This window comes from Kaistella carnis (assembly GCF_003860585.1).
Classification (GTDB): domain Bacteria; phylum Bacteroidota; class Bacteroidia; order Flavobacteriales; family Weeksellaceae; genus Kaistella; species Kaistella carnis.
On the sequence record NZ_CP034159.1, the window covers coordinates 230,384 to 247,490 of the forward strand.

The 17,107-nt window shown below is 36.1% G+C and carries 11 protein-coding genes; 9 read left to right on the forward strand and 2 right to left on the reverse strand.

Annotation, left to right across the window (positions count from 1 at the left end; all coding sequences use genetic code 11):
- Positions 1 to 80: 80 nt before the first annotated feature.
- From EIB73_RS00975 to purF, 5 genes are all read left to right on the forward strand, one after another.
- Positions 81 to 3,770 carry a phosphoribosylformylglycinamidine synthase gene (locus tag EIB73_RS00975; RefSeq protein WP_125021767.1) on the forward strand — a complete coding sequence of 1,230 codons (3,690 nt, stop codon included), beginning with the start codon at positions 81 to 83 and terminating at the stop codon, positions 3,768 to 3,770.
- A gap of 135 nt (positions 3,771 to 3,905) precedes the next feature.
- The gene (locus tag EIB73_RS00980; protein WP_125021769.1) at positions 3,906 to 4,511 is read left to right on the forward strand and encodes a SatD family protein; all 606 of its coding nucleotides are present in this window, start codon (positions 3,906 to 3,908) and stop codon (positions 4,509 to 4,511) included.
- Positions 4,512 to 5,213, forward strand: coding sequence for a DUF3307 domain-containing protein (locus EIB73_RS00985; protein ID WP_125021771.1), 702 nt, complete (start codon positions 4,512 to 4,514; stop codon positions 5,211 to 5,213).
- 90 nt (positions 5,214 to 5,303) lie between these two features.
- Complete coding sequence (gene purC, locus EIB73_RS00990; RefSeq protein ID WP_125021773.1) at positions 5,304 to 6,023, forward strand: phosphoribosylaminoimidazolesuccinocarboxamide synthase; 720 nt, start codon at positions 5,304 to 5,306, stop codon at positions 6,021 to 6,023.
- A gap of 18 nt (positions 6,024 to 6,041) precedes the next feature.
- Positions 6,042 to 7,532: an amidophosphoribosyltransferase gene (gene purF, locus EIB73_RS00995; RefSeq protein ID WP_125021775.1), complete on the forward strand. Its 1,491-nt coding sequence runs from the start codon at positions 6,042 to 6,044 to the stop codon at positions 7,530 to 7,532.
- 70 nt (positions 7,533 to 7,602) lie between these two features.
- Here purF and EIB73_RS01000 read toward each other — a convergent pair whose 3' ends face one another.
- Positions 7,603 to 8,226: a porin family protein gene (locus tag EIB73_RS01000; RefSeq protein ID WP_055042777.1), complete on the reverse strand. Its 624-nt coding sequence runs from the start codon at positions 8,224 to 8,226 to the stop codon at positions 7,603 to 7,605.
- A 301-nt stretch (positions 8,227 to 8,527) separates the two neighbouring features.
- Entirely contained in the window at positions 8,528 to 9,568 is a 1,041-nt protein-coding gene (gene aroB, locus EIB73_RS01005) for a 3-dehydroquinate synthase (RefSeq protein WP_125021777.1), read from the reverse strand.
- A gap of 90 nt (positions 9,569 to 9,658) precedes the next feature.
- Between aroB and EIB73_RS01010 the strand changes: the two genes are divergently transcribed.
- The 4 genes from EIB73_RS01010 (at position 9,659) to EIB73_RS01025 (ending at position 17,059) form a co-directional block, all read left to right on the forward strand.
- A complete protein-coding gene (locus EIB73_RS01010; RefSeq protein ID WP_125021779.1) occupies positions 9,659 to 10,828 on the forward strand; it encodes a proline dehydrogenase family protein in 1,170 nt (389 codons plus the stop codon).
- Between the two features lie 164 nt (positions 10,829 to 10,992).
- The gene (priA, locus tag EIB73_RS01015; protein WP_228411330.1) at positions 10,993 to 13,446 is read left to right on the forward strand and encodes a replication restart helicase PriA; all 2,454 of its coding nucleotides are present in this window, start codon (positions 10,993 to 10,995) and stop codon (positions 13,444 to 13,446) included.
- A gap of 148 nt (positions 13,447 to 13,594) precedes the next feature.
- Entirely contained in the window at positions 13,595 to 15,049 is a 1,455-nt protein-coding gene (gene dacB / locus EIB73_RS01020) for a D-alanyl-D-alanine carboxypeptidase/D-alanyl-D-alanine endopeptidase (RefSeq protein ID WP_125021783.1), read from the forward strand.
- Between the two features lie 78 nt (positions 15,050 to 15,127).
- Positions 15,128 to 17,059 (forward strand): M1 family aminopeptidase, encoded by a 1,932-nt coding sequence (locus EIB73_RS01025; RefSeq protein ID WP_125021785.1) that lies wholly within the window; start codon positions 15,128 to 15,130, stop codon positions 17,057 to 17,059.
- Positions 17,060 to 17,107 lie beyond the last annotated feature (48 nt).

Below are 17,107 nucleotides of genomic sequence, written 5' to 3' on the forward strand. Positions count from 1 at the left end.
TCAAGTAAATGAATCTTATAAAGTCCTGAAGGGACGCTTTAATAAAGAATAGGATAAGATCCTATTTATAAAAATTAAAAATGAAAAAAAGAATCTTCGTAGAAAAAAAAGGAATTTTCGATGTTGAAAGTCCGCAGGTTTTTAATGAAATAAAAAATATTGTTCCGACTATTAAAGATGTTAAAGTCTATAATGTGTATGATGTTTTCGGTGTTAATGACAATGAGTTCTCAAGGGTTATCAACAGTACTTTTGTAGATCCGGTGACCGATATTTTGCATGAAGAAAATCCGGCAAAAAGCACTCATTTCGCGACTGAATATCTGCCTGGACAATATGATCAACGTGCAGATTCAGCACAGCAATGTATTGCCTTATTAACTGCAAATGAGAACGGTAAAGTAAGAAGTGGAAAACTCGTCGAATTATTCGGAGTTTCTGAATCTGACGTAGAAACCATTAAGAATCATTTGATTAATAAGGTTGAATCTCAAGTTAAGGATTTATCAAAATTAGAAATTCCGTCAGAAGAAACTCCTGATCCGGTTATTGTTCATGAAGGCTTCACTGATTTTTCTTCAGAAGAATTGAAAGCCTTTTATGACCATCACGGTTTTGCTTTAGATATAGATGATTTAGAATTTATTCAGAATTATTTTAAAACAGAAAATAGAAATCCAACAGAAACAGAACTTAAAGTTCTAGATACGTATTGGAGCGACCATTGCCGACATACGACTTTTGAAACTGAACTGACTGATATTCAGTTTAATGATTCTTTTAAATCGACTTTAAAAACGATTTTTAATGATTATTTAGAAAAGAGAAAATTCTTGGGCCGTGAAGCGAAACCAGTTTCTTTGATGGATTTGGCTACGGTTTGCGCAAGATATTTTCATAAGACAGGTAGATTGGAAAACCTGGTTGTTTCCGATGAAATAAATGCCTGTACGATTGAAATAGAAGCAGAATTCGACGGTAAGAAAGAACCATGGTATCTGTTATTTAAAAATGAAACCCATAATCACCCAACTGAAATTGAACCTTTTGGTGGTGCCTCAACTTGTTTAGGTGGTGCAATTCGTGATCCTTTATCCGGACGTGCTTTCGTTTATCAAGCGATGCGTTTGTCCGGAGCAGCCAATGTTTTAGAACCAATTTCTGAAACTTTACCAGGTAAACTTCCACAACGTACCATTTCGAAGCAAGCCGCAAACGGTTATTCTTCCTATGGAAATCAAATTGGTTTAGCCACGACTTCAGTCAATGAAATTTACCACGATGGCTACAAAGCAAAACGAATGGAAGTTGGTTTTGTCGTTGGTGCAGTTAAAAAAGATTGGGTGAAAAGAGAGCAGCCTCAAAATGGTGATCTCGTTATTTTATTAGGTGGCGCAACCGGAAGAGATGGCGTTGGAGGCGCAAGTGGCAGTTCTAAAGTGCAGGATGAAACCTCGATTCATACCTTGTCAACTGAAGTTCAGAAAGGAAATGCAGTGGAAGAACGTAAAATTCAAAGACTCTTTAGAAATCCTGAAGTCACGACTTTAATTAAAAAATCAAATGATTTTGGTGCGGGCGGAGTTTCTGTGGCAATTGGTGAAATTGCTGATTCACTGGAAATTAACCTCGATATTCTTCCTTTAAAATATGAAGGTTTAAATGGAACTGAACTTGCGATTTCTGAATCACAGGAAAGAATGGCAGTTGTTATTGAACCGAAAGACAAAGAAAAATTCATCAGATTCTGTGAAAAAGAAAATATAAAAGCCGTAGAAGTTGCGAAGGTGACCGATTCTGATAGAATGCAAATGTTTTGGCAGGGAAATAAAATTGTCGATTTAAGCCGCGCGTTTTTAGATACCAATGGTTGTGCAAAAACTCAGCATGCAGAAGTTTCGCACTTGCAACTAGTTGAAAATGAGTTGGTAAAATTCGATGAAGAAAATTTTTTCAAAATCCTTTCCAGTAAAAATGTCGCTTCCCAAAAAGGATTGGCTGAAATGTTCGATGCTTCTGTAGGCGGAACTTCTGTGGCGATGCCATTTGGCGGAAAACATCAGTTAACCGAAATGGAAGGAAGTGTACAAACGCTGCCGATTTTAAATGCTAAAAACATCGAAACAGTGTCTATGGCCTCTTGGGGATTTGATGCTGATATATCATCGCAAAACTCTTTGGTTGGCGCTGCGAATGCCGTCGTTGAAAGTGTTGCGAAGATTGTTGCGATGGGTGGAGATTATAAAAACATCCGTTTGAGTTTCCAGGAGTATTTTGAGAAATTAGGAAATCAGCCTGAGAAGTGGGGGAAACCATTGACTTCTTTGCTTGGTGCGTATGATGCGCAAATGAATTTTGAATTGGCCGCGATTGGTGGTAAGGATTCAATGAGTGGAAGTTTCCAGGATATTCACGTTCCACCGACCTTGATTTCTTTTGCTTGTGCGAACGGAGAAAAGAAAAATATCATTTCACCGGAGTTCAAAAAAGTCGGAAATAAACTATACTTATTCAACCATATTTCGCAAGAAAATGGAATGCCGAATTATGAAGATTTGAAACACATATTTGATTTTATATTTGAAAATATTAAGTCTAAAAAGATTGTTTCGGTGAAGACGATTAAAGAGGGTGGAGTTTCAGTTGCCTTAGCAAAAATGAGTTTTGGTAATCATCTTGGAGCAGAAATTAAAGTAGACGAAGATTTACTTTTAACAAAGAATATTGGAAGTTTAATCATAGAAAGTTCAGAGGATTTAGAAAATGATTTACTTCAAGTTATTGGTGAAGTGTCAAATTCTAATAGTTTGAAAATCAGTGGTTTTGAATTCAAAATCGAAAAATTACTTGAAGTATGGAAAGGCACTTTTGAAGAACTGTTTCCAACCAAAGAAAAAGCGAAAATGGTTGTTGAAATTGATTCAAAATTGAATTCGATTCAGCCAAGAACCATTCATATCTTGAAACATCAATTAGCAAAACCGAAAGTTTTTGCACCGATTTTCCCGGGAACAAATTGTGAATATGAAACTCAAAATGCGTTTAGAAAAGAAGGCGCTGAAGTTTCAGGGTTACCCTTAATTAATCTCAATCACCAACTTTTAAATGAAAGTTTGGATGCCATGATTTCGGAAATTAATCAGTCCCAAATTTTAGTTTTATCGGGTGGATTTTCTGCCGGAGATGAGCCCGACGGTTCAGCAAAATTCATCGTCAATGTTTTGAAAAATGAGAAGATGAAAAATGCAGTTCATCAATTATTGGAACGTGACGGAATGATTCTCGGAATATGTAACGGTTTCCAGGCGTTGGTAAAATCTGGATTGTTGCCTTATGGTGAGATTCGGGATTTGGATGCGGATTCGCCGACTTTAGCACATAACGCAATCGGACGTCATATTTCTCAAATGGTTGATGTGAAAGTAGTCAATGACGATTCTCCTTGGTTAAAAGGAATGAAAGATCAGGTCTTCACTATTCCGATTTCACACGGTGAAGGACGGTTTATGGCTTCCGAGAAGGTGATTCAGGAATTGTACGAAAATGGTCAGATTGCAACGCAATACATTGATCACGACGGAAAGATTGTACACGGAATGCCGTTCAATCCAAATAACTCACTGTTCGGAATTGAAGGTCTTACTTCAAAATCCGGAAAAATATTTGGTAGAATGGGCCATCCGGAAAGATATGCCGAAGGGTTGATGAAAAATATTCCAACTGCGAATTATCATAATATTTTTAAAAACGGAGTGGAATATTTTAAATAAAATATAAGTGATTTAGCTTATATTAGTGGATTATAAGTGAAATCGATTATGTTTTGTTATTAGTGTAAAAGTATAAATTATTAGCTTTTTACCTTATATTTTATACTTATAAGGAATATTGCTTATATTTGTAGCATGATTGCAATTATTACGGGTGATATTATTAATTCTCAAAAGTCCGATACCGAAATTTGGCTGCCAAAATTGAAAGAATTAATGGCGTCTTGGTCATCGACTCCAGAAAATTGGGAAGTGTATAGAGGAGATGAATTTCAATTGAAATGTAGTGTTGATGGCGTGTTCCATAAAGCGTTGCTTTTAAAATCACTCATTAAAACCTTTGAAAATTTAGATGTTCGTCTCGCAATTGGTATAGGAAACGAAGTGTTTCGCTCGGAAAAAATCACAGAATCTAATGGTTCTGCTTATGTGAATTCCGGCAGATTGTTAACGGATATTAAGTTAAACGGAAGAACATTAGCCATACAAACAGAAAATGAAAAAGTAAACCGTGATTTAAATATTCTTTTCAAATGGGCTTCCATTGATTTTGATAACTGGACGGCCGCAACTGCAGAAATTATTCATCAGTTATTACGCAATTCCGAATTAACACAAGAAGAATTGGCAAAAGAACTTAATATTACGCAATCATCAGTAAGTCAAAGGCTTAAAAGAGCGAATTTCGATCTATTACAAGAGACCAATCAATTTTTCAAAAAGAAAATAGCAGAATTATAAATGATTTTTATCCCTCTCATATTAGCGCATTTATTAGGAGATTTTATTCTTCAGCCTAATTCTTGGGTGGCTGATAAGGAGAACAAAAAAGGTGGAAGCATCTATTTATATATTCACGTTCTTTTACACACCATTCTCGCTTTCATATTTTTGTGGGATCGCAATTTATGGTGGATCGCTTTAATCATAGGCATTACCCATTTTTTGATTGATTGGGCAAAACTTCAGTTTCAGAATCCAAAAACGAAACGCAATTGGTTTTTTATTGACCAAATTGCACACATCTTGGTTATTGGAGTGCTGTCAATTATCTATTTCCCTTTCTTTAGATGGGAAGATTTCTTTAATCTTAGAAATTTAGAACTCATCACCGCCTTTGTTTTTCTGACCGTGCCATCTTCAATACTAATCAAAACGATTATTTCGATCTGGACACCCGTCACCGTAGAACACAGTAAAATACAGACAGAATCCCTGGTCAATGCCGGAAAATACATTGGAATTCTTGAAAGACTTTTAGTTTTCGTTTTTATCTTGGTGAATCATTGGGAAGGCGTAGGATTTATGATTGCCGCAAAGTCGGTTTTCAGATTCAGTGATTTAGCAGAAGCAAAACAGAGGAAGCTCACAGAGTATGTATTAATAGGAACTTTGCTAAGTTTTGGCATCGCGGTTCTTACAGGAATTTTAGTTAAATTATAATTCCTCAAGCCACGGAGTGGCGATTTAAAAAAGAGTAGGGTTTTAACCCTACAAAATAAATAGAAAGTAAAAATTTAATAAAAAGTAAAAATGACAAAAGGAGCAATGCTTTATGAAGGAAAGGCAAAGCAAGTTTTCGAAACTGATAATCCCAATGAAGTGATTGTCCGTTTTAAAGATGATGCAACCGCTTTCAATGCGCAAAAAAAAGGACAATTTGATTTAAAAGGGGAAATGAATAATGCCATTACCACCTTGATTTTCGAATACTTGAATAAAAAAGGAATTCCTACTCACTTCATCAAAAAGTTAGACGAAAGAGAACAGTTGGTGAAAAAAGTTCATATTATTCCATTGGAAATGGTGGTTCGTAATTACGCTGCCGGAAGTATGGCGCAAAGATTAGGCGTAGAAGAAGGAGTAAAATCTCCCGTAACTATTTTTGATCTCTGTTATAAAAGAGACGATCTGGGAGATCCGCTAATTAACGATCACCACGCAGTTTTTCTTGGTGCAGCCAGTTACGAGGAATTGGATGAGATGTATGAATTGACGTCAGACATTAATGATATTTTGATTGACCTTTTTGATCAAATGAATATTATTTTGGTTGATTTCAAAATTGAATTGGGTAAAGATTCAAATGGTAAAATTATCCTGGCTGACGAAATTTCACCAGATACTTGCAGACTTTGGGATAAAGATACGATGAAGAAACTCGACAAAGACCGTTTCAGACGTGATTTGGGTGAAGTAACCGAAGCGTATGTAGAAATTTATGAACGATTGAAAAAAGTTCTTCAAAAATAATTTTTGGGAACACTAAAAATGAAAGATTTACAACAACACAGAGAAGATTATTTAAATCAGTTTAAGGAGAATACGTACGGTAGAAATCTTCTTAAAATAGATGATCCGTTTGATGCGCCTGCTGAGGAATGTGGGATTTTCGGAATCTATTCAGATAACGATGTTGATACGTTTTCGATGTCTCAATTTGGACTTTTTGCTTTGCAGCACCGTGGTCAGGAAGCCTGTGGGATCTCTGTAATGAAACAGGGCAAAATTTTCAATATTAAAGATGAAGGTTTGGTGCTCGATGTGTTCAAAGAAATCCGAGAACCGGAAACCTTTATGGGAAATTGTGCGATTGGACATACGAGATATACCACGGCAGGCGACAAGAAAAAATATAATTTCCAGCCCTTTTTTGCCAAGAATGAATATGATCAGACCATTCTTACGATTGCACACAACGGAAATTTGACCAACGCTGCTGAACTAAAAAAAGAACTGGAAGAGGAAGGCGTAGTTTTTAGGGCAACTTCTGACTCTGAAGTCATTCTGAGATTAATTCAGAAACATCTTGATTTAGGTTTGCGTGCGGCGATTAAAACTACGATGGGAAAAATTCAAGGTGCGTATTCTGTCGTTGGAATGACGAGAAATAAGTTCTTTGCTTTCCGTGATTTTCATGGAATTCGTCCGTTGGTTTTAGGAGCGATTGATGAGAAGACTTATGTTGTGGCTTCAGAATCTGTAGCGCTGGACGCTGTTGGAGCGCAATATGTTCGTGATATTTTACCTGGAGAAATTATTTATACCAATGAAAATGAAGCCGGTTTACAAAGTTTCATGGCCAAAGAAAACTGCGAGAAAAGAACGTGTGCTTTCGAATATATTTATTTCGCCCGTCCGGATTCTATAATGGAAGGGCTTAATGTTCACGAAATTCGGGAGAAATCCGGAATGAAAATTTGGGAGCAAGCACCTGTAGAAGCAGATATCGTCATCGGAGTTCCTGATTCTGGAGTTCCTGCGGCGATTGGTTTTTCTATTGCGTCCGGTATTCCTTTTCGTCCGGTTTTAATTAAGAACAGATATATTGGTAGAAGTTTCATCGTTCCCACTCAGGAGATGCGTGAGCGAATTGTGAATCTAAAACTGAATCCAATTATTTCCGAAATTAAAGGAAAGAGAGTAGTGATCATCGACGATTCGATCGTTCGTGGGACAACTTCAAAACGTTTGGTGAAGATTTTAAAAGATGCGGGAGTTAAGGAAATTCATTTCCGAAGCGTTTCGCCGCCGATTATTGCGCCGTGTTATCTGGGAATCGATACCCCAACAAAAGATGACTTGATTTCTGCCAATATGACCGTTGAAGAATTACGAAAATACCTGGGCGTTGATTCCCTGGAGTTTTTAAGTATGGAAAATCTCAAGGAAATTCTTGGAAGCACGTACCATTGCTTTGGGTGTTTTACTGAAGAATATCCAGTTCCTGCAGGTCCTCATCCTGATTACACCGATAAGTAAAAAATGAAAAGGTTGGGAATTAATCCCAACCTTCTCTATATAAATTGTGTTTTTGATATGAAGTGTGCTATTACTTACTGAATTTGTAAGCTAAACCAACTTGGAATACATTGTTTTTAACTGAATCACCTGGGTTATCTTTGATAATGTCTGATAATCCTGCAGTATATCTAGCAGTTAAACCTAAATTAGGTGTGAAATAATATCCAGCTCCTAAACCAATTCCAAAATCAAAAGTGTTGAAATTGTCTTTGTCCAAAGCAACGATAGTAGCATTGTCTGTACTTCCGTTAGTAGAGTTTTTGAATTTGTCTTTAGCACTTACTAAGAAACCAAACTGTGGTCCTGCTTCAAGGTAGAATCCTGGAGTTGCATTGTACTGGAACATTACCGGTACTGAAATGTAACCTAAGTTTCTAGAATAATCTGCAGAGTAAGTGTTGCCTAAAATTTCTGTACTTCTTGTCACTTTTGAACCAAGGTCATTATATAATACCTCTGGCTGAATGCTGAAGTTCTCTGCTAAAGGAGCATTCATAAATACACCGGCGTTAAATCCAATTTTAGATTCTTGGTCGCTTAATGTTGCATCATCTGAAAGTGAAGAAACATTCATACCACCTTTAACACCAAATTGCTGTGCGAATGTCAATGAACTCATTGCGATTGCTGCACCTAAAAATAACTTTTTCATAATCTTAAATTTTTCTGATTAACTTTTTTGTTTTCAATAATTTGGATCACGTTATTTTTAAAAATCAATTTCTTTTCATTTTAAAAACTTACTAATCCTCGTTACCGTTACATTTTTAATTTTGTTTTACGATTGGAGTACTTTCAAATGCTGTGCCAAAAACACCTCGTCATGTAAAAAATTAAACAGTAGTTTAATAAGTTATTATTGTAAAACTGTGTATTACAGTTCTTTAAGTATGGTAAAAATAAAAAAGCCCTAAAATTAATCAGGACTTTAAAATTGACAGAGAATTCGTTTTTTACCCTAAATTTTGATAATAATGCAATGCATAATTTATTTTTTCGTTGCTTACAGACGAATTAAAAGTAGCATTACCAATATTTTTAAGTAGAGAAAAGCTCACATTCCCGAAAGAATTTTTTTTATCATTCTTCATGAAATCTAAAATTTCTTCTGCTGAAAAGTCACTGATATCTAGATCAGGAAAGAACTTTCTTATATTAAAGACAATATTTTCCGCTGTATCTTTTGAAATTAAATGTTCTAAAAAAGAAAGGTGCGTTTCACAAATCATTCCTAAAGCAACTGCCTCACCATGCATGATGGGTTTCCCTTTCAGTAAAAACAGACTTTCGATCGCATGTCCTATGGTATGACCGAAATTCAGGGTTTTCCGAATATGCTGTTCTTTAAAATCCTCCTCAACCACTTTTTCTTTGATCTTCATCGAAGTTTCGATAAAAGGTTTAATATTTTCCGGAACTAATGTTTCGATAGAAATAAGATCCTTCCAGTGATTTTGATCTGCAATTAAGCCATGTTTCAACATTTCAGCAAAACCGCTCCGAATTTCGTTCAAAGGCAAAGTCTTAAGAAATTCCGGAAATACAAAAATATGTTCCGGATGCGCAAATGTTCCAATGATGTTCTTTAAATATCGATGGTCGATGCCGGTTTTTCCACCAATAGAGGCGTCGCACATTCCTAAAAGTGTGGTGGGAATATTGATAAACGGAATTCCTCTTTTATAGGTTGAGGCAACAAAACCACCCATATCTGTAATTACTCCGCCACCCAAATTGATCATTAAAGCTTTTCGGTCGGTTTCAAATTCGGTGAGAATCTCCCAAAGTTGCGCCGCGGTTTCCAGATTTTTCATCTCTTCACCGGCCGCAATTTCTATAATTTCAAAAGGGATTTCGGTTTCTAAATTTCCCAGCAAAATTGGCAGACAGTGTTCGTGCGTATTTTCATCAACCAGAATAAGAAGTTTCGTGGGTTTTAAAGTCTCTAAAAAATCGTTGAGTTGAGAAAAATCCTCGTCTAAAATTGAAATCATTTTCACTGAAGTTTGTCGCAAAATTAAACTATAATTTAGTTTTACCAATTCATTCAATATGATTAAATTTGCGCAACTATAATAATTATCATGAGCATTTTTAATAATACCCAAATTGCCTTCGCAGATAAAACGGATTCTCAACTGAAAAAAGCGTATTGGATGTTCAAAGCCATTGAACAGCCCTTGCTGACAAAATTTGGGATCTCTGCCCTTAATTTTACGGTGACTAACAATTTTCCTTTTGTAACAGATGTCGTAAAAAACACTTTATTTGAGCAGTTTTGTGGCGGCGAAACGCGTGAAGAAAGCATGAAAGTGGTGAAACAAATGTTTAAACATCACGTCGGGAGTATTTTCGATTATGCGATTGAAGGAAAGGCAGAAGAGAAAGTTTTTGATGATACCTGTGAAGAAATTAAACAAAACATAAAATTTGCAGAAGGTAATCCCGCAATTCCTTTTGTGGTTTTTAAACCTACAGGTTTCGGTAGAATTGAAATCTATGAAGAAATAGGACGAAAGGTAGAATTGACCAATTCTCAAAAGCAAGAATGGGAGAGAGTAGTGAACAGATTCAATGAAGTTTGTCAAATGGCTTACGACAGAAATGTTATTTTAATGGTCGACGCAGAAGAAACCTGGATGCAGGATTCCACAGATGATTTAGTGAACTCCATGATGGAGAAATATAATACACAAAGAGCAATCATCTGGAATACCGTTCAAATGTACCGAAAAGGCCGCCTGGAATATCTTGCAAAAGATTTAGAGCGGGCAAAACAGAAAAATTATTTCTTGGGGTATAAATTTGTTCGTGGTGCTTACATGGAAAAAGAAAGAGCACGTGCGGCTGCAATGAATTATCCGGATCCAATTCAGCCAACAAAACAGGCGTCTGATGACAATTACAATTCGGCCATCGATTTTGTTTTGCAAAACCTAGATAAAGTGTCTGCTTTTTTTGGAACGCACAACGAAAAATCTACGGAATTGGTCATGAATAAAATGCAGGAAATGGGCTTGCCACACGATCATGCGCAAATTCACTTCGGACAGTTATATGGAATGAGTGACAATATTACCTACTTTTTGGGCGCAGAAAAATATAATGTCTGTAAATATTTACCTTATGGTCCTGTAAAAGATGTGGTTCCTTATTTAACAAGAAGGGCTCAGGAAAATACTTCCGTTGCAGGTCAAACCGGTCGTGAATTAGGATTAATTCAAAAAGAATTGGAGAGAAGAAAAGGAAGATAATTTAAAAGTTATTTTTTGTTTCAATTTTATAAAACAATCTTTATCAATAGGAACGGGCTTTAGCCCGTTTTTTAATGGAGAAAAGCAGTTGGCTGCAGCGAAAATTTATTTCTAAATTTGTAACTTGACTTTTCAGAATCCGTACATCACAAAACCATCGCATCATCAAATCAACGTTTGCCCAAGTCATTCTTCCCTTAAACTTAAAAGGAACTTTTACGTATAAAGTCCCTGTTGAACTCCTGGAATCCATCCAGGTTGGAATGCGCGTTCTGGTTTCTTTCCGCGGAAAAAAAATATATACCGGAATTGTTTTCGAACTTCATAGTGAGGAACCCGAAACTTTTGTACCGAAAGAGATCATTAATATTTTAGATGATTTCCCGATTTTACCGCCGGAGCAACTGCTTTTTTGGAAATGGCTTTCCGAATATTATCTCAGTAATCTGGGGGAGATTTACCGTTTTTCTTTTCCCGGTTCTTTAAAACTTGAAAGTGAAACCTATTTAAAATTAAAACCCAATATTCAAGTCGATTTTGAGAATTTAGATGTGAATGAAATGTATCTGATTCAAGCCTTGGAGGTTCGCCAACTTGTAAATTTATCAGAAATTGAAGCTTTTATTCCTAAAAAAGAAATTGTAAAAACGATTAAATCTTTAATCGATTTACAATATATTGAGGTTGATGAAAAAATTTCGGAAAAATATAAAGCAAAAGAAGTTGCCTATATAAAACTCAACGAAGAAGTTTTAAAAAACTCCCAACTTCAGGAAATTCTTTTGTCCCTAAAAAGGTCACCAAAACAACAGGAACTTTTTCTGACACTTTTAGAACAACATACCGAAAATCCAGACAAACTGTTAAAAAAGTCTACGCTCTTGGAAGATGGTAATTTCGCTCATGCGCAGTTGAAGTCTTTAGTGGAAAAAGATTTGGTTCACGAATATTATCTGCAGAAAGACCGACTTCAGAGCTATGAAGGCACAACTGAAGAACTGGAGAAGTTAAGTCCGCTGCAGCAACAAGCCAAAACCGAAATCGATGAAGCCTTTAATGAAGGTAAGAATGTACTGTTGCATGGCGTAACTTCTTCCGGTAAGACGCATTTGTATCTGGAAAAAATTGAAGAAACAGTCGCAGAAGGAAAGAACGTTCTATTTCTGCTTCCGGAAATTGCATTAACCAAACAAATTGTCCAGCGTTTAGAAAAAAATTACGGCAAACAACTGGGTTTTTATCATCAGAAATTGACAGACTTTGAAAGAGTAGAAGTTTGGCGAAGGATTAAAAATAATGAAATTAAAGTGTTGATCGGAACTCGAAACGCTTTGTTTTTGCCTTTTGAAAACCTTGGTTTAATAGTGGTTGATGAAGAACATGATTCCAATTACAAGCCGCGCGAAATTTCTCCGTTTTTCAATGCAAAAGATGCGGCACAGGTTCTGGCGAACTTTTATAATTCAAATGTTATTTTAGGTTCAGCGACTCCTTCGGTAGAATCTTATTATGCATCAAAGAAAGAAAAACTTAGATATGTTTATCTGGCAGAGCGTTTTGGGAGTGTTAAAATTCCGGAGTTTGAGCTGATCAATTTTAAAGAAGCGCAGGATTCTAAAAAATTGGTGGGCAGTTTTTCTCTGCAGTTGATTGATGATATAAAATTGGAAATCGACCGTAAAAAACAGATCATGATCCTTCACAATCGCCGTGGCTATGCAAATGTCGTAGAATGTGAAAGTTGCGGTTATGTAAACTATTGCTCAAATTGTGATGTGGTGATGACATATCACAAGTTTTCGAATGAAATGAAATGTCATTACTGTGGCCAGAAAGCAGCAAAACCGAGAACTTGTCCCAAATGTAATTCGGAGAAATTAAATGTTCGGGGAGTTGGTGTTGAACAAATTCATGAAGAGGTCTCTAAGATTTTCCCCGATGCAGAGGTCGATCGTATGGATGTAGATTCTATGCGGAGAAAATTTGCCTACGAAAAGTTGTATGAAAAAATTGAAGAGGGCGAAACTGATATTATTGTAGGTACTCAGATGATTTCTAAAGGTTTGGATTTTGATAATATTGAACTGGTCGCCATTCCGAAAGCAGATTCTCTGTTGTATGTTCAGGATTTTCGGGCGGAAGAAAGAGCTTTTCAGTTGATCACGCAGGTTTCCGGAAGAGCGGGTAGAATTTCAGGCACAGGAAAAGTTTTAATTCAGACTTATAATCCGCAACACTCTATTTTTCAAATGCTTAAAGATCATGATACTGCAAACATCTATGAACATCTATTAAATGAGCGAAAGAAGTTTTTGTATCCTCCTTTTGTAAAATTGATCATGATTGAATTGAAGCACCGTCGGGAAGATAAAGTGAATCGGGCATCTCAGTTTTTCGGTTCTATTTTACGTAAATATTTGCCGGAAGAATGTATTTTGGGTCCGGAAAAATCACCTATTGGAAAAATTAATTTAATGTATCAATATCAACTTTTATTGAAATTTCCACGTGGCAAAAAGTACCCTGAATATAAAATGTTACTGAACAAAAGTTTAGATGAATTTAATGAGATTTCTGCTTACCACAGCATCAAAAAACTGATTTTCGTGGATTTTTAACAAAGTTTAACTAATTTTAAAGGGATTTATCAGGGTTAAAGGTCTGTGGGTCAACAATATTTTATATTTTTGAACGTTTCAAAGATGTTTTGGAAAACAAATTTGTGTTTTAACAAACTTCTAAACGATAATCAAATAATAAAATTAAATGATTAACATCAAAAAAATCTTGGTTTCTTCCGCATTTACCATTTCAGCAATGGCCTTCGGACAGGGAACCTTTGCAAGTTCTAATTATCCTCAATCTTACGAAAATCAAAATTCCAATAAAGACGTCGTTTCGGCAGATAAATTACTGAGTGCGAAAGAGCTCGTAGACATCAAGCTGAATTCGATGATGAATGATCCTGTTTTGCGAAATGCAAATTGGGGATTCGTCGTTTACGATCCAAAGACAATGAAAGTGATCAGCTCTTACAATGAGAATACTTCTTTGGTACCGGCATCTACAACTAAATTACTGACTACCGAAACCGCCATGAATCTTTTGGGAGAGCAATTCCGCTGGATCACGCAACTGGAGTATTCCGGAAGCATTAATGAAGACGGCGTGTTGGATGGTAATTTGTACATTGTCGGAAGTGGCGATCCTTCTTTAGGAACAAATAAAGGCGGTGCTTATACTTATCGCGAAATTGTTTCAGATTTTATTTCGGCAATTTCAAAGAAAGGAATTAATAAAGTTAACGGTGATATAATCATACAGACGGCAGTTTTTAAAGCAAATAAGACCCAGACTTTACCGGAAAATGTAGTATGGTTAGAAAACGGAAATTACTATTTGCCTGTAGGGACAACGTACGAGATCAATCCTGAAAATGAAAAGTTAATTGCGAAGAAAGGAAATCCTTTTTCAGCAAATAAAAATTTTTACTACATCTCTCCTTATATAGGACAGATGGTTTATGCAGATAAATTTGAAGGAAAATATCTTACGACAAAACTGCCTGATGCTCCGGCCTATTTAGCCAACAGCTTGCGTGCAACTCTGTTAAAAAGCGCCATACCTGTTACCGGAAAAGTAGTGACAAAGATGACCGATATTGAACCGGAGAAAAGAGAAGTAATTACGAACTATCAGTCTCCTACGCTGGCAGAAATTGTTTTTTACACCAATCAGCACAGTGATAATGCGTTAGCAGAAGCAACTTTAAGAATGGTAGGATTTCAGAAATTCGGAGATCAAACTTTAGAAAGTGGTCGTAAAGCTGTGATGGATCATTTGCAAAAAGTGGCTTTTGAAACGCAAGGACTAAATTATTATGATGGCAGTGGTTTGTCGCGCAGTAATGTAGTTACGCCAATTTCACAGGTTAAATTTTTGTCGCACTTAATGAACGAGAAATATTACCGAACCTTTTTCAATTCTCTACCGATCGGTGGACAAACCGGAACATTGAAGAAAACGTTTTCCAACGTAGGAAACGGCCAGATTTTTGCCAAAACCGGAACTTTAAATAAAGTAAAAACATTGGCAGGATATATGAAAACCAATTCTGGGAAAACCCTGGTTTTCTCTTTGTTGATTAACAATTATGCAGGATCTGTGGATCAGGTTAAAAGCAGAATGGAACAAATCCTGGAACCGGCATTAAGTCTGTAACGTATTCAAATAAAAATACCCAACCTTTCAATACATATTGAAAGGTTTTTTTTATCTTTATCAGTAAATAATTATCCAATGAAAAAACTTTATGTACTTCCTTTCTTGCTCTTTTTCATGCACACTTTTGCACAAAATGAAGAGGCTCAAAGAAAAAGTATGATGAAAAGCGAAAGCAGTCAGTATTCCAAAATGCTTAATTACAATGTGAATCCAAACACATTAAATTACGACCTTAAATATCAGCGTTTAGAGCTTAGTCTGGATCCAGCACAATATTATGTAAGTGGTACAGTCACTAATCACTTTATCCCGAATGCCACCATGTCGAGTATATATTTCGACCTGTCTCATTTGCTTACGGTTTCTGAAGTGAAATATCACGGAACAAATTTATCGTTCACTCAACTGTCAACAAAAGAACTTAAAATTGATTTCATTACGCCGATTGCAGCTGCAACCTTGGATTCTTTGTCGATAAAATATGCTGGAGTTCCTGATTCTTCCGGAAGTGCGGGCGACGCATTTACCATTTCTACACAGGGAGGAACGCCTGTCCTTTATACCCTTTCTGAGCCTTATGGTGCACAAGAGTGGTTTCCTACCAAACAAAGCATGAATGATAAGATTGAGAAAGTAGATATTAAAATCACATCACCCGCGCAATATAATGTTGCCTCAAACGGTAAACTTTTATCAGAGACTGCTCTGCCTAACAATAAGAAATTGACTTTCTGGCAAACAAATTATCCAATCCCTGCCTATTTAATTGCTTTGGGGATTACAAATTACACGAAGTTTAACGACACCATGGGAACACCACCTTTTCCCTTTGTAAATTATGTGTATCCTTCCACCGCCAACAATTCATCTACGATGGCTACGATCAACTGGACCAAAGATATTATCAATGTTTATGAGCAGTATTTTGGTGCATACCCTTACAGGAATGAAAAATACGGTCACATGCAGTTCGGCTGGGGTGGCGGAATGGAACATGCAACAATGTCTTCTATGGGTGGTTTTGGTAAAGGAATAATTGCACATGAATTAGCCCACCAATGGTTTGGAGATAAAGTAACGTGTGGAGCTTGGAATGACATTTGGCTGAGTGAAGGTTTTGCGACTTTCGGTGAGCATTTGGCAAATGAAAAACTGATCATGAGTAATAGTGAGTTTATGAACTACCTTTCTTCAGAAATGAATTATATTACCAGTTCATCCGGTGGAAGTGTGTATGTTTCCGATAGCAATTTGGGGAATATCAACGCTATTTTTGATAGTAGACTAAGTTATTCCAAAGGAGGTTATGTTTTGAGAATGATGAAATGGATTCTAGGAGAGGAAGCATTTTATCAAGCGATTAAAGATTATCACAATAGACCTAATTTAGCCTATAATTATGTGGTAACCAATGATTTGAAAAATTCAATTCTTCAGTCCACCGGAAAAGATTTGACAGAATTCTTCAACGACTGGATTTACGGTCAGGGATATCCAACCTATAAAATTAAGTGGAATCAAACGGCAGATAAAGTCATCCGATTTAATGTAGAACAAACCCAAAGTCATTCTTCCGTGAACTTTTTCGAACTGCCTTTGCCAATTAAAGTTACAGGAACCGGTGGAGAAACAGCGTTTTTGGTTTTGGATAATACAACCAATAATCAAAACTTTTCAAATGCATTAAATTTCAATGTCGCATCAGTTCAGTTTAATTATGAAAAGCAAATTGTGACTCGAAATTCAACCGTTATAAATGATACCGGAATTTTAGGAGTGGATGATATAACGAAAAACGAACTTAGGATCTATCCGAATCCGGTGAAGAATGAGTTGTATGTTTCAGGAACGACAAAAGATCAACCATATCAAATCATCAGCATTGAAGGACGATTGGTGAAATCAGGTGTTCTTGCTTCCAAGCAATCTCTTCAATTGAATGACCTTCCGAAAGGCGTTTATATTTTGAAGATAGAAGACCGAAATTTAAAATTCATCAAAGAATAATTTTTTAATGAATTAGGAACTGAATTTTTAATAGAATTGAAAAGCCTT